22 protein-coding genes are annotated in these 19939 nt (G+C 74.8%); 11 read left to right on the top strand and 11 right to left on the bottom strand.

The genetic code is table 11. The features are described 5' to 3' along the window. Positions 1 to 244 precede the first annotated feature (244 nt). Positions 245 to 841: an anti-sigma factor family protein gene (locus FHL80_RS17175; RefSeq protein WP_138734596.1), complete on the bottom strand. Its 597-nt coding sequence runs from the start codon at positions 839 to 841 to the stop codon at positions 245 to 247. Beyond that, positions 838 to 1440: an RNA polymerase sigma factor SigE gene (gene sigE, locus FHL80_RS17170; protein WP_246078750.1), complete on the bottom strand. Its 603-nt coding sequence runs from the start codon at positions 1438 to 1440 to the stop codon at positions 838 to 840. Before sigE ends, FHL80_RS17175 begins: the two co-directional genes overlap by 4 nt. A gap of 225 nt (positions 1441 to 1665) precedes the next feature. Here sigE and FHL80_RS17165 point away from each other — a divergent pair, with 225 nt between their 5' ends. After that, positions 1666 to 2337 (top strand): O-methyltransferase, encoded by a 672-nt coding sequence (locus FHL80_RS17165; protein WP_138734594.1) that lies wholly within the window; start codon positions 1666 to 1668, stop codon positions 2335 to 2337. 15 nt (positions 2338 to 2352) lie between these two features. Here the strand turns inward: FHL80_RS17165 and FHL80_RS17160 are convergent, their stop codons facing one another. Further along, positions 2353 to 2955, bottom strand: coding sequence for a 2'-5' RNA ligase family protein (locus FHL80_RS17160; protein ID WP_138734593.1), 603 nt, complete (start codon positions 2953 to 2955; stop codon positions 2353 to 2355). Continuing rightward, positions 2955 to 4175, bottom strand: a complete 1221-nt coding sequence (gene glgC, locus FHL80_RS17155; RefSeq protein WP_138734592.1) for a glucose-1-phosphate adenylyltransferase — start codon at positions 4173 to 4175, stop codon at positions 2955 to 2957. Before glgC ends, FHL80_RS17160 begins: the two co-directional genes overlap by 1 nt. A gap of 70 nt (positions 4176 to 4245) precedes the next feature. Here glgC and glgA point away from each other — a divergent pair, with 70 nt between their 5' ends. From glgA to FHL80_RS17140, 3 genes are all read left to right on the top strand, one after another. Beyond that, entirely contained in the window at positions 4246 to 5436 is a 1191-nt protein-coding gene (glgA, locus tag FHL80_RS17150; protein ID WP_138734591.1) for a glycogen synthase, read from the top strand. Between the two features lie 164 nt (positions 5437 to 5600). Further along, positions 5601 to 7190, top strand: a complete 1590-nt coding sequence (locus tag FHL80_RS17145; protein ID WP_138734590.1) for a multicopper oxidase family protein — start codon at positions 5601 to 5603, stop codon at positions 7188 to 7190. Next, complete coding sequence (locus FHL80_RS17140) at positions 7187 to 7789, top strand: hypothetical protein (RefSeq protein WP_138734589.1); 603 nt, start codon at positions 7187 to 7189, stop codon at positions 7787 to 7789. Before FHL80_RS17145 ends, FHL80_RS17140 begins: the two co-directional genes overlap by 4 nt. A 27-nt stretch (positions 7790 to 7816) precedes the next feature. Here FHL80_RS17140 and FHL80_RS17135 read toward each other — a convergent pair whose 3' ends face one another. From FHL80_RS17135 to FHL80_RS17110, 6 genes are all read right to left on the bottom strand, one after another. Further along, entirely contained in the window at positions 7817 to 9004 is a 1188-nt protein-coding gene (locus FHL80_RS17135; RefSeq protein WP_138734588.1) for a zinc-dependent alcohol dehydrogenase, read from the bottom strand. An 85-nt stretch (positions 9005 to 9089) separates the two neighbouring features. Then, positions 9090 to 9680 carry a nitrile hydratase subunit alpha gene (locus tag FHL80_RS17130; RefSeq protein WP_138734587.1) on the bottom strand — a complete coding sequence of 197 codons (591 nt, stop codon included), beginning with the start codon at positions 9678 to 9680 and terminating at the stop codon, positions 9090 to 9092. Next, positions 9677 to 9961 carry an SH3-like domain-containing protein gene (locus FHL80_RS26950; RefSeq protein WP_138734586.1) on the bottom strand — a complete coding sequence of 95 codons (285 nt, stop codon included), beginning with the start codon at positions 9959 to 9961 and terminating at the stop codon, positions 9677 to 9679. Before FHL80_RS26950 ends, FHL80_RS17130 begins: the two co-directional genes overlap by 4 nt. Next, on the bottom strand, positions 9951 to 10244 hold the full coding sequence (locus FHL80_RS26945) for an SH3-like domain-containing protein (protein ID WP_138734585.1): 294 nt from the start codon (positions 10242 to 10244) through the stop codon (positions 9951 to 9953). Before FHL80_RS26945 ends, FHL80_RS26950 begins: the two co-directional genes overlap by 11 nt. 2 nt (positions 10245 to 10246) lie before the next feature. After that, positions 10247 to 10666 (bottom strand): DUF350 domain-containing protein, encoded by a 420-nt coding sequence (locus FHL80_RS17115; RefSeq protein ID WP_138734584.1) that lies wholly within the window; start codon positions 10664 to 10666, stop codon positions 10247 to 10249. Between the two features lie 123 nt (positions 10667 to 10789). Continuing rightward, positions 10790 to 11428 carry a maleylpyruvate isomerase family mycothiol-dependent enzyme gene (locus tag FHL80_RS17110; RefSeq protein ID WP_138734583.1) on the bottom strand — a complete coding sequence of 213 codons (639 nt, stop codon included), beginning with the start codon at positions 11426 to 11428 and terminating at the stop codon, positions 10790 to 10792. A gap of 75 nt (positions 11429 to 11503) precedes the next feature. On the opposite strand from FHL80_RS17110, the gene FHL80_RS17105 reads away from it, so the two are divergent. The 4 genes from FHL80_RS17105 (at position 11504) to FHL80_RS17090 (ending at position 15913) form a co-directional block, all read left to right on the top strand. Further along, a complete protein-coding gene (locus FHL80_RS17105; protein WP_138734582.1) occupies positions 11504 to 11938 on the top strand; it encodes a MarR family winged helix-turn-helix transcriptional regulator in 435 nt (144 codons plus the stop codon). A 58-nt stretch (positions 11939 to 11996) separates the two neighbouring features. Next, positions 11997 to 13109, top strand: coding sequence for a spore photoproduct lyase family protein (locus FHL80_RS17100; RefSeq protein WP_138734581.1), 1113 nt, complete (start codon positions 11997 to 11999; stop codon positions 13107 to 13109). Between the two features lie 111 nt (positions 13110 to 13220). After that, complete coding sequence (locus FHL80_RS17095; RefSeq protein ID WP_246078749.1) at positions 13221 to 14885, top strand: SpoIIE family protein phosphatase; 1665 nt, start codon at positions 13221 to 13223, stop codon at positions 14883 to 14885. Continuing rightward, positions 14879 to 15913 (top strand): MsnO8 family LLM class oxidoreductase, encoded by a 1035-nt coding sequence (locus FHL80_RS17090; RefSeq protein WP_246078748.1) that lies wholly within the window; start codon positions 14879 to 14881, stop codon positions 15911 to 15913. Before FHL80_RS17095 ends, FHL80_RS17090 begins: the two co-directional genes overlap by 7 nt. Here the strand turns inward: FHL80_RS17090 and FHL80_RS17085 are convergent. Next, positions 15862 to 16830 (bottom strand): App1 family protein phosphatidate phosphatase, encoded by a 969-nt coding sequence (locus tag FHL80_RS17085; protein ID WP_138734579.1) that lies wholly within the window; start codon positions 16828 to 16830, stop codon positions 15862 to 15864. The genes FHL80_RS17090 and FHL80_RS17085 overlap by 52 nt on opposite strands. 96 nt (positions 16831 to 16926) lie before the next feature. Here FHL80_RS17085 and FHL80_RS17080 point away from each other — a divergent pair, with 96 nt between their 5' ends. From FHL80_RS17080 to FHL80_RS17070, 3 genes are all read left to right on the top strand, one after another. Beyond that, the gene (locus FHL80_RS17080; RefSeq protein WP_216870814.1) at positions 16927 to 17802 is read left to right on the top strand and encodes a polysaccharide deacetylase family protein; all 876 of its coding nucleotides are present in this window, start codon (positions 16927 to 16929) and stop codon (positions 17800 to 17802) included. A 111-nt stretch (positions 17803 to 17913) separates the two neighbouring features. Continuing rightward, positions 17914 to 18828 (top strand): ABC transporter ATP-binding protein, encoded by a 915-nt coding sequence (locus FHL80_RS17075; protein ID WP_138734577.1) that lies wholly within the window; start codon positions 17914 to 17916, stop codon positions 18826 to 18828. Further along, complete coding sequence (locus tag FHL80_RS17070) at positions 18825 to 19850, top strand: hypothetical protein (RefSeq protein WP_138734576.1); 1026 nt, start codon at positions 18825 to 18827, stop codon at positions 19848 to 19850. The genes FHL80_RS17075 and FHL80_RS17070 overlap by 4 nt, the downstream gene beginning before the upstream one ends. Positions 19851 to 19939: the final 89 nt, after the last annotated feature.

Raw genomic sequence — 19939 nt, 5'->3', positions numbered from 1 at the left:
GTGGGCCGGTCGGCGCCGAAGGAGCCGGCGACGTCCTGGGGGCGGCCGAACGCCGCCTGCTGCGCGGGGGGCGTCGGCGGCGGCGCCGGGATGCTGGGCTGCAGCCGTCCGTCGGTCGGTGCGAACGCCCCGGTGGTGCCCGCGGGGCGGGCGAAGGCGGCCGCGTCGTCGGCCGCGTCCCGGCGCTCGTCGACCGGCCCGGCCGGCGGACCGGTCGAGGACGGCTCGGTGCCGGGGGTCTCGCTCAGGGCGTCCCGCCGTCGGGCAGCGGGGTGGTCGCACCCACGGTGAGGGTGCGGGCCACGGGCGGGACGATGTCGGTGCGCTCGGTGGAGTCGGTGCTGCGGACCGCGCCGGCCACGGCCCCACCGGTCGGGCCGTCGTCGCCGGGGGCGTCGGCACCGGGCAGCGTCACGGCCAGGACGGCGACACCCAGGCCGATCCCGGCGAGCGCGCCGGTCATGCCCCGGCGCAGCCAGCGGCCGCCGGTGTCGGCGGGGCGCTGCGGCTCGGTCGGCGTCAGCGGGACCGCCCACGACCCGCCCGCGCTGCTCAGGGTCAGGCCCTCGGCCTCGGCGCTCAGCCCGCCCAGCCCCCCGCCGCCGGGGACGTCGGCGGTGAACGGGATCGCCTTCAGCCGGGACAGCAGGTCACCGGGGACGGCGACGTCGTCGTCGCCCTGCAGCGCGGCCTTGGCCTCGCGCTGCGCGGCGACCGCCATCCGGCACTGCGCGCAGCCGCCGAGGTGCCGGGCGGCCCGGCCCGCGGCGCCGCCGGAGAGCTCGCCGTCGACGAGCGCGGCGATCGCCTCCTGCGCGAGGTGGCTCTCCGGGATGCTCATGAGGGCGCGCCCGCGTCGGTCAGCGGCGTGCGGCCGGGGGCGAGGTGGGCCAGGGCCTCCCGCAGCTGCACCCGGCCACGGTGGATCCGGCTGCGCACCGTGCCCAGCTTGATCCCCAGCGTCGCCGAGATCTCCTCGTACGTCAGGCCCTCGATGTCACACAGCACCACCGCCACCCGGAACTCCGGGGACAACGCGTCCAACGCCGCCTGCACCTGCGGGTCCAGGTGCGTGTCGGCGTACACCTGCTCCGGTGAGGGCGCCGTCCCCGGCAGCCGCTCGGTGTCCTCGGGCAGCGCGTCGAACCGGATCCGCTGCCGGCGCCGCACCATGTCCAGGAACAGGTTCGTGGTGATCCGGTGCAGCCAGCCCTCGAACGTGCCCGGGGAGAAGTCCGCCAGCGACCGGAACACCCGCACGAACGTCTCCTGGGTGAGGTCCTCGGCGTCCTGCTGGTTGCCCGAGAGCCGGTAGGCCAGCCGGTACACCCGCGCCGAGTGGTCCCGCACGACCTGCTCCCAGGTCGGGGCGACCCAGCCCTCGACCGCAGCCGCGGCCGGCTCGGGACCGGCGGGTGCGGTCGCACGGGGTCCGGTCACCGGCCCAGGATCGCAGACGGCCGCCGGGGACGACACCTCCCCATCGGGGGTGGTCCGCTGGGCGGGACGCTGGCTGGTGGCACGCGACAGACGCACGTCCGGTCCAACGGGTGGGGACGGGGGCGGTGTTCCCACCGGCGAGGACCCACAGGGAGTTCCCAGGCGGGGACGCCGACCGGGCACCCGCTCGGGCGACCGCCTCCCTCCCGCCACTACCCTCGCCCGGTGACCAGCCCCGCCGGACCGCCCCGCTCAGGGTCCCCGACCGGCGCAGCCGCCTACGCCGACAGCTTCGCGGCCGAGACCCCCGAGCAGCTGGCGGCCCGGCACCGCGCCCTCGCCTCGGCCACCGCCTTCGGCACGCCGCCACCGGTGGAGCCGGCGGTCGGCGCGACGCTGGCCGTGCTGGCCGCGAGCGGCAGCGCCCGCTCGGTGGTGTCCATCGGCAGCGGTGGTGGGGTGGCCGGGCTGTGGCTGCTGCAGGGCATGCGCAGCGACGGCGTCCTCACCGCTCTGGACGGTGACCCGGCGGAGCTGCGGGCCGCCCGGCGCGCGTTCGGCGAGGCCGGCATCGCGTCCGGCCGGACCCGGCTCATCTTCGGCACCCCGGGCGAGGTGCTGCCGCGGCTCTCCCCCACCGCCTACGACGTGGTCTTCTGCGACGGCCCGCCGCTGGAGTACTCCGCGCACCTGGCCGGGCTGCTCGGCCTGATCCGCCCCGGTGGCTCTCTCGTCTGCCACGGCCTGCTGGCCGACGGCGGGATCGCCGACCGGTCGGCCCGGGACCCGCAGAGCGTGGCCTGGCGGGAGATCGCCCGCACCGTCCGCGAGGACGAGGCGCTCACCTGCGCGGTGCTGCCGATCGGCGCCGGCCTGCTGGTCGCCACGAAGCGTTGAAGGACCCCGTCCTCCTCACCCCTCGCAAGCTCGGGGCGAGCCTCTGGACGGGGCCATGAAGGGAAATCGGGAGTCGGGGTCCCAGGGCCCGCCCCGGTAGTGCCAGAGGCCGAGCCCCCGGGCGGTGACCGTCTCCGCTGCGAACGCCGCGGACAGGTCCGCGTGCAGCGCTCGGGCGACGGCCGGCTCGACCTTGTTCTGCACGGTGACGTGCGGCTTCGACCACTGCCGGTCCTGCGCGGTGAGGTGGGGCGCGAAGGCCGCCGCGACCGACGCGCGCAGCGCCGTGAGCTCCGGGGCGGCCAGGTCCAGCGCCACCCCGCGGCCGAGGAAGCGCACCCCGGTGACGGCCACCGGGAACGGCGGCCGGTCGGCCGCCGTCCGCAGGGCGTCCCGGACGTCGTGGAGCAGCTCGCCGGGCAGCGCGTGGAACAGCGTCACGTGCGCGGCGAGCTGGTTGCGAGCCCGCGGGAAGTGCGCCGTCCGCAACCGGTCGAACCGCTCCTGCGCGGCCTCGTCCAGCAGCAGCGTGACGATCAGCGGTGAGGTGCTGGCACCGCCGTCCTCCAGCGGCCCGCGTCGAGCCCGCGAGGCGGGGGGAGGAGGGCGGCCCGTCATCAGGAGATCGCGCGCGCACCCTTGCCCAGCACGACCACGCCGCCCTCGCTGACCTGGTACCGCTCACGGTCGCGCTCCAGGTCGACGCCGATGTGCGCGCCCGGCGGGACGACCACGTTCTTGTCGAGGATCGCGCGGCGCACGATCGCGCCCTCCCCGATGTGGACGCCGTCCATCAGGATGCTGCCCTCGACCCGCGAGCCGCGCTCGAGGCGCACGTTGGGCGAGACCACCGACTGGTGGACCGAGCCACCGTCGATGATGACCCCGGCGCTGACCATCGACTCCTCCGCCCGGCCGCCGAGCACGAACTTCGCCGGCGGCAGCATGGGCGGCAGGGTGTAGATCGGCCAGCGGTCGTTGTAGAGGTTGAAGATCGGGGAGACCGAGACCAGGTCCATGTGCGAGTCGTAGTAGGCGTCCAGGGTCCCCACGTCACGCCAGTAGCCGTGGTCACGCTCGGACTCGCCGGGCACCTGGTTGCTGCTGAAGTCGTAGACGTAGGCGTCACCGGCCCCGGCCATCATCGGCATGATCGAGCCGCCCATGTCGTGCACCGAGGACTCGTCGGCGGCGTCCACCCGGAGCGCCTCGAGCAGCGCGTCGGTGGTGAACACGTAGTTGCCCATCGAGGCGAAGGTCTCGTCCGGGCTGCCCGGCAGCCCCGGCGGGTCCTCGGGCTTCTCGAGGAACTGGACGACCTTGCCGTTCTCGTCGGAGTCGATGACCCCGAACGCGGTCGCCTCCTTGCGCGGCACCCGCAGGCCGGCGACGGTCACCCCGGCGCCGGTGGCCAGGTGCTGCTCGATCATCTGCGCCGGGTCCATCCGGTACACGTGGTCGGCACCGAAGACGACGACGATCTCCGGCCGGTCGTCGTAGATGAGGTTCAGGCTCTGGTAGATCGCATCGGCGCTGCCGGTGTACCAGCGCGGGCCCAGCCGCTGCTGCGCCGGCACCGGGGTGATGTAGCTGCCGAGCAGGGTCGACATCCGCCACACCGTGGTGATGTGCCGGTCCAGCGAGTGGCTCTTGTACTGGGTCAGCACCGCGATCCGGCGGATGTCGGCGTTCACCAGGTTCGACAGCACGAAGTCGATGAGCCGGTAGTTGCCCCCGAAGGGCACCGCGGGCTTCGCCCGGTCCTGGGTCAGCGGGGCAAGCCGCTTCCCCGCTCCGCCTGCCAACACGATGCCGAGAACTCGAGGGCCGCCACGCATGGGGGCAACGTATCGGCTGTCGTGCCCGTTCGCCCCATCTACCGCCCCGTTCACCACCTAGGGTGAGCCCGTGCGCGTCGGAGTGATCACCAGGGAATGGCCGCCGGACGTCTACGGAGGGGCCGGGGTGCACGTCGAGCACCTCGTCGCCGCGCTCCGCGGGCTGGACGACGGGCCGGACATCGACGTCCATGCCTTCGGCGGCCCGCGGGTCCCGGGCCAGGCGGGGTACCCGGTGACCGGGTACGGCGTGCCCGCCGGGCTGCAGGCGGCCAACGGTGCGCTGCAGGCGGTCGGGGTCGACGTGGAGATCGCCGCGGCGCTCGGCGGCGTCGACCTGGCGCACTCGCACACCTGGTACGCCAACCACGCCGGGCAGCTCGCGAAGCTGGTGCACGGCGTGGCCCACGTGGTGACCGCGCACTCGCTGGAGCCGCGCCGGCCGTGGAAGGCCGACCAGCTCGGCGGCGGGTACCGGCTCTCCTCGTGGATCGAGCGGACCGCCTACCTGCACGCCGACGCCGTGATCGCGGTCAGCCGCGGCATGCGGGCCGACGTGCTGGAGGTCTACCCCGACCTCGACCCGGAGAAGGTGTTCGTGGTGGGCAACGGCGTGGACGCCGAGGCCTACCGCCCGGTCGAGGCCCCCGACGTCGTCCGGTCGCTGGGGGTCGACCCGGACCGCCCCTACGCCCTCTTCGTCGGCCGGATCACCCGGCAGAAGGGCCTGATGCACCTGCTGGCCGCGGCCGAGCAGCTGCCCGCCGACGCCGGCCTGGTGCTGTGCGCCGGCGCCGCGGACACCCCGGCGGAGCGCGCGCAGGTCGCCGACGCGGTGGCCGAGCTGCAGACGCGGCGGTCCGGGGTGGTGTGGATCGAGCAGATGCTGCCCCGGGAGCAGCTGGTCCCGCTGATCACCGGCGCCACCGTCTTCATCGTCCCGTCGGTCTACGAGCCGCTCGGCATCGTGAACCTGGAGGCGGCGGCGTGCGGCACGGCCGTGGTGGCCAGCGACGTGGGAGGCATCCCGGAGGTCGTCGACGACGGCCGGACCGGGCTGCTGGTGCACTACGACGCGGACCGTCCGGACGACTTCGCGGCCGACCTGGCGGCGCGGATGGCCGAGCTGCTGGCCGACCCGGCCCGGGCGGCCGCCATGGGCGTGGCAGGGCGGGAGCGGGTGCTCGCCGAGTTCGGCTGGCCGGCGATCGCCCGGTCCACGGTGCAGGTCTACGAGCAGGTGCTCGCCGCCCGCAGCTGACCGCTCCTCCGTAGCGACCGACCGCCCGGCCGATCACGGTCGGTCACGGCACCCGGTGCGGGGGCGGTGCGGGCGCAACGCGTCCCGGATGCCTCGGCGGGAGGGCGACACTCAGTCGGCCCCCAGGCAAGGGGCCCCGTCCGGTCCCGTCCAGGAGCCCTCCGATGGACACTCCCGCCCTCAGCCGGCGTGACCTGCTCAAGGTGTCGCTGCTCGGTGCCGCCGCGGTGGCGCTGCCCCGGCACCGCGGGCCTTCCGCGGGAGGCAGCCCGCGCCTCGCCGCCAGCAAGCTGCCCCCGCCGTACACCGTCCCGTTCTCCGCCCCACCGGTGCTGCGGCCGACCGTGAGCGACGCGACCACCGACTACTACCGGATCACCCAGACGCCCTTCGTCGGGGAGGTCCTGCCCGGTGTCGCGACACCGCTGTGGGGCTACAACGGCATGGTCCCCGGACCGACGATCAAGGCCCGTCAGGGCCGGCAGACGGTGGTCCGCCAGGTCAACCAGCTGCCCGCCACCCACCCCACGCTGGGCTACGTGCCGTGGACGTCGACCCACCTGCACGGCATGCCGGCCAAGCCGCAGTTCGACGGCTACGCGAGCGACGTCTCCCAGCCCGGGCAGTGGAAGGACTACGAGTACCCGAACACCGGCGCCGCCCGGACGCTCTGGTACCACGACCACGGCGTGCACCACACGGCGGAGAACGTGTACATGGGCCTGGCCGCCCAGTACCACCTGACCGACCCGCAGGAGGAGTCGCTGCCGATCCCCAAGGGCCGCTACGACCTGCCGCTGATCCTCAGCGACGTGTCGTTCGCCGAGGACGGCTCCCTGCTCTGGGACGACCACTTCCACACCGGTGTCTTCGGCGACGTGGTGCTGGTCAACGGCCGTCCGTGGCCCACCCTGCCGGTCGAGCAGCGCAGGTACCGGTTCCGGGTGCTGAACGCGTCGGTGTCCCGGGCGTACACGCTCGAGCTCAGCACCGGCCAGCCGATGCAGCTCATCGCGACCGACGGCGGGTTGATGGCCGCGCCGCAGTCGGTGACCCGGCTGCGGGTCGGCATGGCGGAGCGGTACGAGGTCGTCCTCGACTTCACCTCGCTCGGCACCGGCGCGACGGTCCAGCTGCTCAACACCGGGGTGCCCGGCACACCCGACGGCGAGGGCACCGACAAGGTGATGCAGTTCGAGGTGACCGGTCCGGCGACGAGCACCGAGGGCAACGAGGTGCCGGCCGTGCTCGGGAGCCCCGCCGCGATGGCCGTGTCGCCGGCCTCGGCCCGGGTCACCCGGACCCTCCGGCTGGACCGGACGCGGGGGCTGTGGACCATCAACGGCGAGACGTGGGACGACGTCGTGGCGAGCGGGTTCACCCGGGTCTTCGCCGACCCGGCGGTGGGTGACGTGGAGATCTGGGAGGTGGCGAACGGCTTCCGGGGCTGGTCGCACCCGCTGCACACCCACCTGGTCGACTTCCAGGTGCTCAGCCGCAACGGCGCGCCACCGCCGGCGCAGGAGCTGGGCCCCAAGGACACCGTGTACGTCGGTGACGGCGAGGTGGTCCGGCTGCTCGTCCAGTTCGGCCCCGAGCACGGGCGGTACATGATCCACTGCCACAACACGGCCCACGAGGACCACGACATGATGGTCCAGTACCAGGTGGGGCAGACCGACGCCGCGTGCGATCCGATCAACGCCGCCCCGCCCCGTTCCGGACCGGAGACGCCGCTCGGCGGTCCGGGGTGAGCACCGTCACCGCCCCGGCCACCGTCCTGGCCCGGACGACCGTGCTGTGGCGGCGGGTGGCCGTCGCCGGGCTCCTGGGCGCCGGCGCGCTGCACGTCGCCGTCACCGCCGAGCACCTGGTGGCGAACGACCTCGTGGTCGGCCTCTCCCTGGTCAGCGCGTACGCCCAGCTGGGCCTGGGCCTCTGGCTGCTCGTGGGCCCGTGGCTCGGGAGCAGCCCGGGGACGGCGCCCCTGGTGGTCGCGCTGGCCGGGAGCGTGCTGCTGGTCTGCCTCCACCTCGTCGTGCACATGACCGACCTGCTGGCCGGGATCACCGCGCCCGACGCCGACGGGGTGGCCGGGCACACGGCCGGTGGGCACGGCCACCCCGCCGGAGCGGCGGTCGACGTCGGCGGGCCGGTGGCACTCGGCGCCCGGGCACCGGCCCGACGAGAACCGACCGACCTGCTCAGCACCGTGCTGGTCACCGCGGAACTCGTGTCGGTGCTCGGGCTGACCGCGCTGCTCCCCCGGTCCTGGCGGGGCCGGACGCTGGACGCACTGCTCGCGCTCGGCGCCCTCACCTGGCTCGGGTGGCTGACCGGCGTGCTGCGCTGAGCACGCCGACCGGCCACCGGCAGCCGCTCAGAGCTCCGGCTTGAGCTGCACCTTCACGTAGCCGTCGGCCTTCTCCTGGAACGCCTTGTACGCGGTCGGCGCCTCCGACAGCGGCAGCCGGTGGGTGGCGAACGTGTCGACGCCCAGCGGGTCGGCGTCGGTGAGCAGCGGCATGATCTCCGGGATCCACTTCTTGATGTTCGCCTGGCCCATCCGCAGCTGGACCTGCTTGTCGAACAGCGTGATCATCGGCATCGGGTCGGCGGCGCCGCCGTACACACCGGAGACCGAGATGGTGCCACCGCGGCGGACGATGTCGATCGCGGAGTGCAGGGCGTTCAACCGGTCGACCCCTGCCTCCTGCATGACCGGCGCCGCGACGGCCCGCGGCAGCAACCCGACCGCCTTCTGCACCAGGCCGGTGGCCGGCGAGCCGTGCGCCTCCATGCCGACCGCGTCGAGGACCGAGTCCGGCCCGCGCCCGTCGGTCATGTCCCGGATCGCGTCGCCGAGGTCGTCCTCGTGCTCGCGCAGGTCGACCACCTCGATGCCGCGTGCGGCGACGCGGGCCAGCCGCTCGGGGACGAGGTCCACGCCGATCACCCGGTAGCCCTTGTGCTGACCGATCCGGCAGGCGAAGTCACCGATCGGGCCCAGCCCGAGGACGACGAGGGTCCCGCCGTCGGGCACGCCGGCGTACTCCACGCCCTGCCAGGCGGTGGGCAGGATGTCCGAGAGGTAGGCGAACCGGTCGTCGGCCGGGCCCTCGGGCAACGAGATGTGGGTGAACTGGGCCTGCGGCACCCGCAGGTACTCCGCCTGCCCGCCCGGCACCTCGCCGTAGAGCTTGGAGAAGCCGAACAGCGCCGCACCCATCCCCTGGTCGCGCACCTGGGTGGTCTCGCACTGGGTGTACAGCTGCTGGTCGCACATCCAGCAGGAACCGCAGGAGATCTGGAAGGGGATCGCGACCCGGTCACCGACCGCCAGGTCGCCCACCGCCGAGCCCACCTCGACGACCTCGCCCATCGCCTCGTGGCCGAGCACGTCACCGACGCCCATGAACGGCGCCAGCGGGTCGTACAGGTGCAGGTCCGACCCGCAGATGTTGGTCGTCGTCACCCGGATGACGGCGTCGGTCGGCAGCTGCACGAAGGGGTCGTCCACGGTGTCGACGCGGACGTCCTGCTTGCCGTGCCAGGTCACTGCCTTCACGGGTGCTCCACTCATCGGGACGCGCTGGTGCGTCGTCCCCGGAGGGGTGCCCCTCCTGGGCGGGCGCAACCCCGGGGGACCTGCGTCAGACGACAGCGGTGCCGATCAGGCCCTTGCGGGTGACGAGGGCGGCCAGCTCGTCCTCGGCCAGCCCCTCGGTGCCGACCGGACGGCGCGGCAGCACCATGTACCGCGACTCCGCGCTGGCGTCCCAGACCGCGACCGACGTCCCGACGGGCAGCTCGAGGCCGAACTCGGCGAGCACGCCGCGCGGGTCCCGGACCACCCGGGAGCGGTAGGCCTCGCTCTTGTACCAGCCTGGCGAGGGCCCGAGCAGCGCGATCGGGTAGCACGAGCACAACGTGCAGACGACGACGTTGTGCTCGGCCTCGGTGTTGGCGACGACCTTGAGCCGCTGTTCCTGCAGCCCGCCGGCCATCGACAGCCCGACCTCGCGGATGGCGCTGTTCGCATCGGCCAGCAGCCGCTCGGCGAAGCCGGGGTCGGCCCAGGCCCGGGCGACGATCCGCGCACCGTTGGCCGGGCTGCCCCCGGCCAGGAACTCGTCGATGCGGGTGTCGATCTCGCCGGCGTCGAGCAGGCCGCGGGACTCCAGCAGCGACTCGACGTGCCGCACCTGCGCGGAGATCACCGAACTGCCGTGGTCGTCGCTCACAGCGCCTCCTCGATCGGGGTCAGGTAGTCCTGCCACAGCTCGACGGTCACCGTGTGGTCACCGGTGCCGAACAGGTCCGCCGCGGCGAACCGCACGTGCCAGACCGGCTGCGGGTCCGCCGGCACGCCGCGGGCGCGGTCGTCGGCCAGCGGGTGCCGCCCGGCCTGCTCGACCAGCACGCCGACGGCGCCGCGGGCGTACCGGGGCAGCCGGGTGTGCCCGGCCGGGTCGGTGGCCCGGGTGCGCACCCGGACGCCGGGCGCGAAGCGGTCAGTGCTCATCGGGGAGCTCGAGCTCCTCCGCCGCGACCACGCCCTTCTCGCGGAGCAGCGTGGTGATCGCGGCGAACCACCGTTCGTAGTAGGAGGCCGACAGGTACTCCTGCACCGGCAGCCGCTCCTGCGCGTCGCGGAACTCGTCGAGGTTGTAGACGCCCCGCTTGATCAGCGCGCCGTTGAGCGCGAAGACGTGCGCCTCCCAGTCGGAGTGGAACGGCGGCTCGTCCGGCTCCTCGATGACCGCCGGGAAACCGGACATCCCGCCCACGTCGTTGACCCGGCTCATCGTCAGGGCCAGATCGAGGCGACGATGATCGCCGACACGGCCAGCGTCGAGGCCGCGCTGACCAGGCTGGCCGGGTGGAAGGGCACCTGCACGAGCATGTGGCCCAGCTTGCCCGGTGTCAGCACGTCGAGCACGAGGAACGCGACCACCTGCAGGGCGATCCCGACCAGCCCGAACACCACCGTGTCGGCCAGCGCGTCGCCGAAGCCGCTGGTGCCGTTGGTCCAGATGGTGGCGAAGGCGATGGCGCCCTGGCCGAGGAAGACCGCGGAGAGGGCGATGCCGGCGTTGACCGAGCGCTCCTCGTAGATGTGCTTGGCCAGGTGGCCGGGGGTGAGCAGGTCGAGGACGAAGGCGCCCACGATCAGGAGCAGGATGCCGACGCCGGTGTAGGCGACGGCGTATCCGATGCTGGCCAGCACAGAGGACCTCCGGGGTCGGGACGGCGGAGCGCTGCGAGCCTAGGGGGCCAGGTGACGTGCTGGAACGGCGCCGTCCAGAGGCTCCCCCCGAGCCTGCGGGGGGTGAGGGGGACGGGCCCTCCCTCAGGCCCGCGCGGCCCGTGACCCGGCGAGCACCGCCACTCCCGGGCCGGAGAGCTGCGGCAGCACCTGCCGGCGGCCGGTCACCAGGAGCAGGAGGTCGCCGGTCGTCCCGCACACCGGCGGCCCGGAGCCCACCCGCCAGTCCGAGTCGCTGGCCACCAGCGAGGTGCCGCGCAGCCGGCGCCGGGCCCAGAACGGCCACCCCATCCGCCAGACCCGGGTGGCCGCGGCCGCGGCGGCCACCGGCGGCACCGGCCGCTCCCGGCCCAGCGGGCGGGCGATGTCCTGACCGTGCACGAGCACGTCCAGCAGCGGCTCCACCTCCGTCACCACCGCCACGTGGCGGCGCGACCCCACCATGGCCCGGATCGCATCGACCAGCTCCTCCGGAGGTGCCGCAGCCCGGGCGACGGCGGTGTCGTGCACCATCCGGTCGAAGCTGCCCCGCGCCCGCAGGAACGCCGGCAGCGTGACGGCCAGCGGGACCTGGGCCAGGGCCAGGTGCGCCGCCACGTCCCGCACCCGCCAGCCGGCGCACCACGAGGGGGTCGCCCACTCCTCCGGCGTCAGCCCGGCGAGCAGGTCGGCCAGGCTGGTCCGCTGCGCGTCGACCGTCGCCCACAGTTCATCGGAGTCCATCGCGGCCTCCCGCGGAGAGAACTAGTAAGGTTCCCTGACCATCCTCGCCGCACCGCTGCTCCGCAAGGGGGTCCGATGACCGAACCCGCGCAGAACACCGGGCTGCTGCTCTTCTACCCGTACCGGGCGATGGAGACCCGGGTGCTCGCCGCCCTGACCGAGGCCGGCCACGAGGTCACCCTCGCCCAGGCCCGGCTGCTGCAGCGGGTCGCCCGCGAGGGCAGCCGGCTGACCGACCTGGCCGCCCAGGCGCAGATGACCAAGCAGAGCGCCGGGTCCCTGGTCGACCAGCTCGAGGCGCGCGGCTACGTCGAGCGCGTGCCCGACCCCCGCGACGGCCGGGCGCGACTGATCCGGCCGGCCCGCCGTGGGCTGGAGGCGGCCGACCTGGCGGCACCGGTGGTCGCCGCGGTCGAGGCGGAGTGGACCGCCCACCTCGGCGAGGAGACGATGGCCGCCCTGCGGGCGGCACTGACCCGGCTGCGCGAGGTCACCGACCCCTGGGCGTGAGTCCCGGGCCACGCCGTCCGAGCGGAACACCGCAGGTCCGGGCGCTGCTGTACCTGCAGTGACGGACGCACTGACCCTCTTCGACGACGTCCTGCCGGCCGAGACCCCGGTGGTCAGCCGGCTGCTGCAGGTGCGCACGGTGTACGCCGAGCCGGCCGCCGCCGACTCGCCGCGCGGGCGGCAGGTGCTGGCCCGGTTCCCCGGTGCCGAGCTGGTCGAGGTGCCCTCGCACTGGCAGATCCCCGACCTGCACGGCAACGAGGGCAACGTCGACCGCTGGGTGCGGATCAAGACCGAGATCCTCGTGCTGGGGGTCAAGAAGTCGCTGTCGGCCCGCCCCAACGACCGGTCCGCCAACTGGATCGCGCCCTCGACGGCCAATGGCTGCGCCATGGCATGTGCGTACTGCTACGTCCCGCGGCGCAAGGGCTACGCCAACCCGATCACCGTGTTCACCAACATAGACCAGATCACCGGCTACCTGCGCCGGCACGTGGGCCGGCAGGGCGTCAAGGCCACCCCCGACGAGGCCGACCCGGTCAGCTGGGTCTACGACATCGGCGAGAACAGCGACTGCTCGGTCGACGCCCTGGTCAGCGACAACGTCGCCGACCTGGTCGCCACCTTCCGGGAGCTGCCGACGGCGAAGGCCTCCTTCGCCACCAAGTACGTCAACCGCGACCTGCTGGACCTGGACCCGCAGGGCCGCACCCGCATCCGGTTCTCGCTGATGCCCGACGCCGACGCCAAGGTGCTGGACGTGCGCACCAGCCGGGTCGCCGAGCGGATCGCCGCGGTCGACGACTTCGTGGCGGCCGGCTACGAGGTGCACCTCAACTTCTCCCCCGTCGTGCTGCGCGACGGGTGGGAGGCCGACTGGACGGCGTTGCTGCAGCAGCTGGACGACGAGCTCGACGACGCCACCAAGGCCCAGGCCGCCGCCGAGGTGATCATGCTGACCCACAACGAGCAGCTGCACGAGGTCAACCTGGGCTGGCACCCGCAGGCCGAGGAGCTGCTCTGGCGGCCGGAGCTGCAGCAGCGCAAGGTCAGCCAGAACGGCCAGCTCAACGTCCGCTACCGCAACGACGTCAAGCGGGCCGGTGTGACCCGGTTGCAGGAGCTGATCGGTCAGCACGCGCCCTGGCTGCGGGTACGGTACGCGTTCTGAGCCATGCCGTCCCACCTCGACCCACAGCCTGCCGCCGTCGGGCGACCGATGTGGGACCCTCGGCAGCCAGCCAGAGGCGGAGTGATCAGCCTCGTTGCCGGGGGAGGGTGCGTGCGACCGGAGTCGAGTGCTGCGCTGGCCGCGCCGGCGCTGCTGGAGGCCCTGCCCGACACCGTCGTCGTGGCCGACCGGGACGGCCGGATCGCCTACGTGAACCCGGCGGTCCAGACCCTGCTGGGGCACCGGGTGGAGGACCTGACCGGACGGTCGCTGACCGTGCTCATGCCCCAGCGGCTTCGCCGGGGGCACGGAGCCGGCTTCTCGCGGTTCCGGGCCACCGGAGCGGGCAAGCTCGTCGGGACGACCACGCGGGTGCCGGCGCTGCACGCCGACGGCCACGAGGTCCCCATCGACCTGACGCTGTCGCGGCTGGCCGCCGAGGGCGACGTCTGCGACGACTCCGCCCTCGTGGTCGCCGTCCTCCGGGACGCCAGCACGACCGTCCTGCTGGAGCGCCAGTTCCAGGTGAGCCGGTACCTGGCCGCCATCCAGCGGGTCACCGCCGCGCTGACCGAGGCACCGGACGCCGACGCCGCCTTCCGGCAGCTCCTCTCGACGATCTGCACCGAACTGGACTGGGATGCCGCGATGATCTGGCGGCCCGACGAGTCCACCGACCGGCTCCACTATGCCGGCGTCTGGGCTGCGCCGGAGGTGACCGTGCCGTCGCTGCACGCCCAGGCGCGCGGGTCGGCCTGGGGCCGGGGTGAGGGACTGCCCGGCATCACCTGGCAGGAGCGCACGCCGGTGGTGATCGAGGACCTCTGGACCGACGCCCGCTTCGTCCGCGGGGGGAGCGCCCGGGCCGACGGCATCCGCACCGGCCTGGCCTTCCCCGTGCTGCACGGGGACATCCTGCTGGGGGTCTGCGAGCTGTTCTCCCGCCAGGCACGGCCGGTCCCGCCCGACCTGCTGGACGTGCTGGCCACCGCCGGCCGGCAGATCGGTCAGTTCCTGAGCCGGCTGCGCGCCGAGTCGCAGGTCCGCTCGCTGGCCGAGACGCTGCAGCGCAGCCTGCTGCCGCCCTCGTTGCCGACCGTCCCCGGCGTCGAACTGGCTGCTCGGTACCGGGCCGGTGGCGAGGGGCTGCTGGTCGGCGGGGACACCTACGACGTGCTGCCGCTGCCGGACGGCAGGTGGATGGTGCTCATCGCCGACGTCTGCGGCAAGGGCGCTGAAGCAGCGGCCATGGCCGCGCTGGCCCGGCACACCGCCCGGGCCGCCGCGACCGCCCTGTCCGGTCCGGCCGACGTGCTGCAGGCGGTGAACTCCGCGCTGGTCCGGGAAGCCGGCCCGGGCCCGCTCCGCTTCGTCACCGCCTGCTGCCTGGTGCTCCGCCCGCACGAGGGCGGCGTGACGGCTCGGCTGAGCATCGCCGGCCACCCCCGGCCGGTGCTGCGCTCACCCGCCGGGGAGTGCACCGAGGTGGGCGACCCGGGCCGCCCGCTCGGGGTGGCAGCCGAGACCGTGTACCAGGAGATCGACGTCGAGATGCCGGCCGGGACCACCCTGGTGCTCTACACCGACGGCGTGACCGAGGCCCGCGACGGCGCCGGTGTCCAGTTCGACGAGTCCGGCCTGATCCGGGTGCTGGCAGGCATCCCGGCGGGCTCCGCTGAGGACATCGTGCAGGCCGTGCAGACCGCCGTCGACCGGCACCGGCAGGGCTCGCCGCACGAGCGTGACGACCTGGCTGTGCTCGCCCTCCAGTGCTGACCGCCGGGCTGTCCCTGCTCGACCGCGCGCGCACCCGGGCCGGCGAACCGGACGCCGCCGCCCTGACCGGCACCGTCTCCCGCGCGGTCGCCGCCGAGCGCCTGGGCTTCGAGCGCTTCTGGGTCGCCGAGCACCACGGGGTGCCCGGCATCGCCGGGTCCGCGCCGGCGGTGCTGCTCGCCGCGGTCGCCGGGCGGACGACGACGATCCGGCTGGGCTCGGCCGGTGTGATGCTGCCGCACCACCAGCCGCTGGTGGTCGCCGAGCAGTTCGCCACCGTGAGCGCGTTCGCCCCCGACCGGGTCGACCTGGGGCTGGGCCGCTCCCCCGGCTTCACCCCGCCGGTGCGGCGCGCGCTGCGGGAGACCGAGCGGGACTTCGCCGCCGACCTCGCCGAGCTGCGCGCGTACCTGACCGGGACGGCGGAGATCACCCTGCACCCGCAGCCCGCCGGCGCCGTCCCGCTGTTCGTGCTGGCCACCGGTCGAGGGCTGCAGGTCGCCGCCGAGCTGGGCCTGCCGGTGGTCGTCGGCGGCCCGCTGCTGGGGGTCGCCGGGGACCCGGAGCCGGGGCTGGCGGCGCTGGCCGGCTACCGCCGCGCGTTCCGCCCCTCGGCGCAGCAGCCGGGACCGCGGGTGGCGATCAGCCTCGACGTGCTGGTCGCCGACACCGCCGCCGAGGCCGCCGACCTCCTGCTGCCGGAGGCCTGGGCGATGGCCCAGGCCCGCACGACCGGGGCGTTCCCGCCGCTGGAGCCGGTTCCCACCGTCCGCGCCCGGCCGCTGACGGCCCGGCAGCAGCAGTACGTCGACCGGACCGCCGCGGCCGCGGTCGCCGGTACCGCGGCCCAGGTGGCGAGCCGGCTGGCCGAGCTGGTCGAGCGCACCGGCGCGGCCGAGGTCGTGGCCTCCAGCAGCACCTCCGACCGGGATGCGCTGACCGCCTCCGACGCCGCCCTCGCCGAGCTCTTCGAGGCTCAGCCGGTCCGCGGCAGCGCCGCGGCGATGGCGTCGCCGTCCGCGCCGTAGACGACGGGCACGTCCCCGAACCGTTCCTGCCGGGGCGCTCCTCCGGTCGTGTCCCGCAGCAGCACCGCGCGCACCCGGTCCGGCCGGGCGCGGGCGAACTCCTCGTACAGCGCCGGGTCGTGCTCGCCGGTGTCCCCGACCAGCGTCCAGCGCACCCCGGGCAGGTCCGCGGCCAGCCGCTGCAGCGCGGTGCGCTTGTGCGAGCGGCCGTCGCGGAACCAGCGGGTGGGCGTCGGGCCCCAGTCGGTGAGCAGCAGGGTGCCGGGCGGGAAGCCGCTGCGCTCCAGGAACCGGCCGAGCGGGCCGGCGAGGTTCCACGGCCCGTTGCTGACGTAGACCACCGGCACGTGCGGCGCGCCCGACGTGAGCTCGCGCAGCAGCCGGGCCATGCCGGGCACCGCCTGCCGGCGGGTCATCGGCTGCACGAAGGTGCGCCAGGCGGCGCGCAGCGGGGTGGCGATGCCGGTGACCAGCACGGTGTCGTCGATGTCGCACACCACCCCGCGCGCGGCGTCCGGTGAGGCCAGGTGGACCACGGCCGCGGACGTGCGCTCGCCGGCGGTCAGCCGCACCGGCAGCGCCCCGACGTCGGGCAGGTCCAGGGTCAGGGTCGCGTCGACCAGCCCGTCGTCGTCGCTGCGCACCACCGTGCGGGTGCCGGCGACCTCGACGACCACCTCCGCGGCCGCGCTCTCCAGGGTGAGGAACCGCTGCCAGCCGGGCACCGCCCGCCGGTCCTCCGGATGGGCCCCGGCCGGGGCGAGCAGCACCCGGCCGAGCACCCGCACCCGGCCGCCGCTGCCGTATCCGGGATGGGCGAGCACCGTCGGCGTCCAGCCGGCGCGACGGGCCGCCCGGGAGAGCAGCTCGCGGGTCGCGGCGTCCCCGCGACGGGCCAGGGCAGGGAGGGAGACCACCCCGGCAGCGTGCCATCCGGACCGGCCCGGCGGGCACGCCGCCGCGGGAGAGCCTGGACGGTTGCGGTCGGCAACGCGACAGGCGAGGGTCAGCGGATGCGCAGACGCGAGTTCCTGGCCCTCGGCGGAGCGCTCGTGCTGACCGGCTGCGGCGCCGGGGCCTCCCGACCGACCGCCACCTCGGCCCCCGTGCCGACCACCGCCGCGTCGACCCCGACCGTCACGCCGACGCCGACCCCGGTGGCGCCACCCATGGCCGGGACGCCGGCGGAGATCGCGGCGCGCTCCACCGTGCCGGTGCTCTGCTACCACCAGCTGCGCGAGTTCGAGCCCGACGACAGCGCGTACACCCGGACGATCACCACACCGCCGGCGGTGCTCACCGCGCAGCTCCGCGCGCTGCGCGACGGCGGCCGCACGCCCGTCCGGGCCGAGGAGCTGGTCGACCACCTCGAGTTCGGCACCCCGCTGCCGGACCGGCCGGTGCTGCTGAGCTTCGACGACGGCTCGGCCACCCACGTCACCGTGGCGCTGCCGGCGCTGCAGGCGATGGGCTTCCCGGCGGTCTTCTTCCCGATGACCGTCGTGCTGGACAAGCCGAACTGGCTCAGCAGCGACGACCTCCGCCGGCTGGACGCCGCGGGCATGACGATCGGCGCGCACACCTGGGACCACCAGCGGCTGGACCGGCTGCCCGACGACCAGTGGCCGACGCAGCTCGACGAGCCGGCGGCCACGCTGGCCGGGATCCTCGGGCACCCGGTGGACCTGATGGCCTACCCCTACGGCGCCTGGGCGCCGGAGACCCTCCCGCACGTGGCGTCGGCGGGGTACCGGGCGGCCTTCCAGCTCGCCGACCCGGTGGACCCGGCCCGGCCGCTGCTCACCATCCGCCGGGTCATGCCGCCACCGACCTGGGACGGCCCGACGCTGCTCGCCCACCTGGACTCGGACTTCGGCCCAGCTGCCTGACCGCCGGCGGTCACGGCTCCGCCACGAGCGCCGGACACGCGTGCCGATGCCGTTCCACCCGGGCGAGGGCTGTGCCACCGTGCAGCGTCCGTCGACCCCGAGGAGGCCCCGGTGCCGGCCGTCGAGCTGCACGCGGTGAGCAAGAGCTACACCCGGCGGGGCAAGCCGCCGCAGAAGGCGCTGGACGACCTGCACCTTGTGGTCGGCTCCGGTGGCGTGCACGGCTTCCTCGGCCCCAACGGCTCGGGCAAGACGACGACGATCCGGGTCCTGCTCGGGCTGGTCCGGGCCGACGCCGGCGACGTGCGGCTGCTGGACCGGCCGGTGCCGGCCGGGCTCCCCGAGGTGATCGGCAGCGTCGGCGCGCTGGTGGAGACCCCGCTGTTCTTCCCCGGCTTCTCCGGCCGGCGCAACCTGCGGCTGCTGGCCGAGACCGCGGGCGTCCCCCGCGGCCGGGTGGACGAGGTCCTCGACGTCGTGGCCCTTCGCGACCGGGCCGACGACCGGTTCAAGGGCTACTCCCTCGGCATGAAGCAGCGGCTGGGCATCGCCGCCGCCCTGCTCAAGCGTCCGCAGCTGCTGGTCCTCGACGAGCCGAGCAACGGGCTGGACCCGGCCGGCATCAAGGACGTGCGCGAGCTCATCCGGCGGCTGGGGTCCGACGGCTCGACGACCGTGCTGCTCAGCTCGCACCTGCTGGCCGAGATCGAGCAGGTCGCCGACTCCGTCTCGATCATGGCCCGCGGCCGGTGCATCGCCTCCGGGCCGGTGCGCGAGGTGCTCGCCGGGCGCTCGTCCGGTGACGTGCGGGTCCGGGTGCCCGACCGCGCCGCGGCGGCCGCGGTGCTCACCGCCGCCGGGTACCGGGTCAGCCCCGCCGACGGCGCGCTGCTCGTCTCCGCGGTGCGCGCACCCGGCGAGGTCACCCGGCTGCTCGCCGAGCACGGTCACTACCTGGAGGAGCTGACGCCGGTGGCCGCGGACCTGGAGAGCGCGTTCCTGGCGCTGACGGCGGACCCGGCATGAGCGCCGTCCTCACCCCGCCGCCGGCGGTGCCGGCCGGGCCCTTCGGCGGGCTGGTCCGCGCCGAGACGCACCGCTTCCTGGCCCGCCGCTTCATCCGGGTGCTGCTGCTGGTGGCGCTGGTCGGCTGGGCGGCCGCGCTGGTGGTCTCCCTGCTGGCGTTCCGGACACCGAGCCCGGAGCGGCTCGCCGAGGCCCGGGCCACCCAGCAGGAGCAGATCGAGCTGGCGAACGAGGGCCGGGAGCAGTGCCTGGCCGACCCGGCCCGCCCGGCCGACGTCGCCCCCGAGGACTGGTGCGGGCCGCCGGCGACGGCCGACCAGTTCCCGCTGTCGCTGTTCCTGGAGCCCGAGCCCTTCTCGCTCTCCGCGGACGGCACCACCGGCGCGGTGTCGGTGGCCGCCCTCACTGCGGCCCTGGCCTTCCTCGTCGGCGGCACGTTCGTGGGGGCGGAGTGGTCCACCCGGTCGATGGTGGCGCTGCTGTTCTGGGAGACCCGCCGTCCCCGGGTGATGGCCGCCAAGCTGCTGGTCACCGCGGTCGCCTCGGCGGCGCTCGGGCTGCTGATGCAGGCGCTGTGGCTCGGGCTCGCGACCCTGCTGCAGTCGGTGGTCGGCGACGGCGCGGCCCTGCCGACCGGCTTCTGGCCCGACCTGCTGGGGGCGCAGGGCCGCGGCGTGCTGCTGAGCGTGTTCGCCGGGCTGCTCGGGTTCGGCCTGACCGACCTGCTGCGCAACACCGGCGCGGCGACCGGTGTCGCCTTCGTCTACGTCGCGATCGTGGAGAACGCCGTCCGGGCTCTCCGGCCGGCCTGGCAGCCGTGGCTGCTGACCGACAACGCCGCGGCGCTGGTGCTCCCCGACGGGCTGACGCTCTCCCTGGACGACGGCGTCGACCCGCAGGGCGTCCACCAGCAGGTCGAGTACCTGCTCACCAGCGGCCAGGCCGCGGTCTTCCTGGCCCTGGTCACCGCGGCGGTCGTCGGCGGAGGCGTCGTCCTGTTCAGCCGCCGGGACCTGCACTGACCGCCGCCCGGGTCCGCCCCGCGGCACCGACCTCCGCGCGCTGGTTACCGTGGGCGGCATGGCCCGGGTCGTCGTCGTCGGGGCGGGCC

This window comes from Modestobacter excelsi (genome assembly GCF_005930495.1).
GTDB lineage: Bacteria > Actinomycetota > Actinomycetes > Mycobacteriales > Geodermatophilaceae > Modestobacter > Modestobacter excelsi.
Note: the sequence above shows the minus strand (reverse complement) of the source record. Positions and strands in the feature narration are given on the sequence as shown.

Bases quoted from the DNA above. Each gene is read 5' to 3' on its own strand.
- FHL80_RS17175 (WP_138734596.1), bottom strand. From the start codon at position 841: ATGAGCATCCCGGAGAGCCACCTCGCGCAGGAGGCGATCGCCGCGCTC.
- FHL80_RS17145 (WP_138734590.1), top strand. From the start codon at position 5,601: ATGGACACTCCCGCCCTCAGCCGGCGTGACCTGCTCAAGGTGTCGCTG.
- FHL80_RS26945 (WP_138734585.1), bottom strand. From the start codon at position 10,244: ATGAGCCGGGTCAACGACGTGGGCGGGATGTCCGGTTTCCCGGCGGTC.
- FHL80_RS17160 (WP_138734593.1), bottom strand. From the start codon at position 2,955: ATGACGGGCCGCCCTCCTCCCCCCGCCTCGCGGGCTCGACGCGGGCCG.
- FHL80_RS17080 (WP_216870814.1), top strand. From the start codon at position 16,927: ATGCGCAGACGCGAGTTCCTGGCCCTCGGCGGAGCGCTCGTGCTGACC.
- FHL80_RS26950 (WP_138734586.1), bottom strand. From the start codon at position 9,961: ATGAGCACTGACCGCTTCGCGCCCGGCGTCCGGGTGCGCACCCGGGCC.
- FHL80_RS17105 (WP_138734582.1), top strand. From the start codon at position 11,504: ATGACCGAACCCGCGCAGAACACCGGGCTGCTGCTCTTCTACCCGTAC.
- FHL80_RS17070 (WP_138734576.1), top strand. From the start codon at position 18,825: ATGAGCGCCGTCCTCACCCCGCCGCCGGCGGTGCCGGCCGGGCCCTTC.
- FHL80_RS17110 (WP_138734583.1), bottom strand. From the start codon at position 11,428: ATGGACTCCGATGAACTGTGGGCGACGGTCGACGCGCAGCGGACCAGC.
- glgC (WP_138734592.1), bottom strand. From the start codon at position 4,175: ATGCGTGGCGGCCCTCGAGTTCTCGGCATCGTGTTGGCAGGCGGAGCG.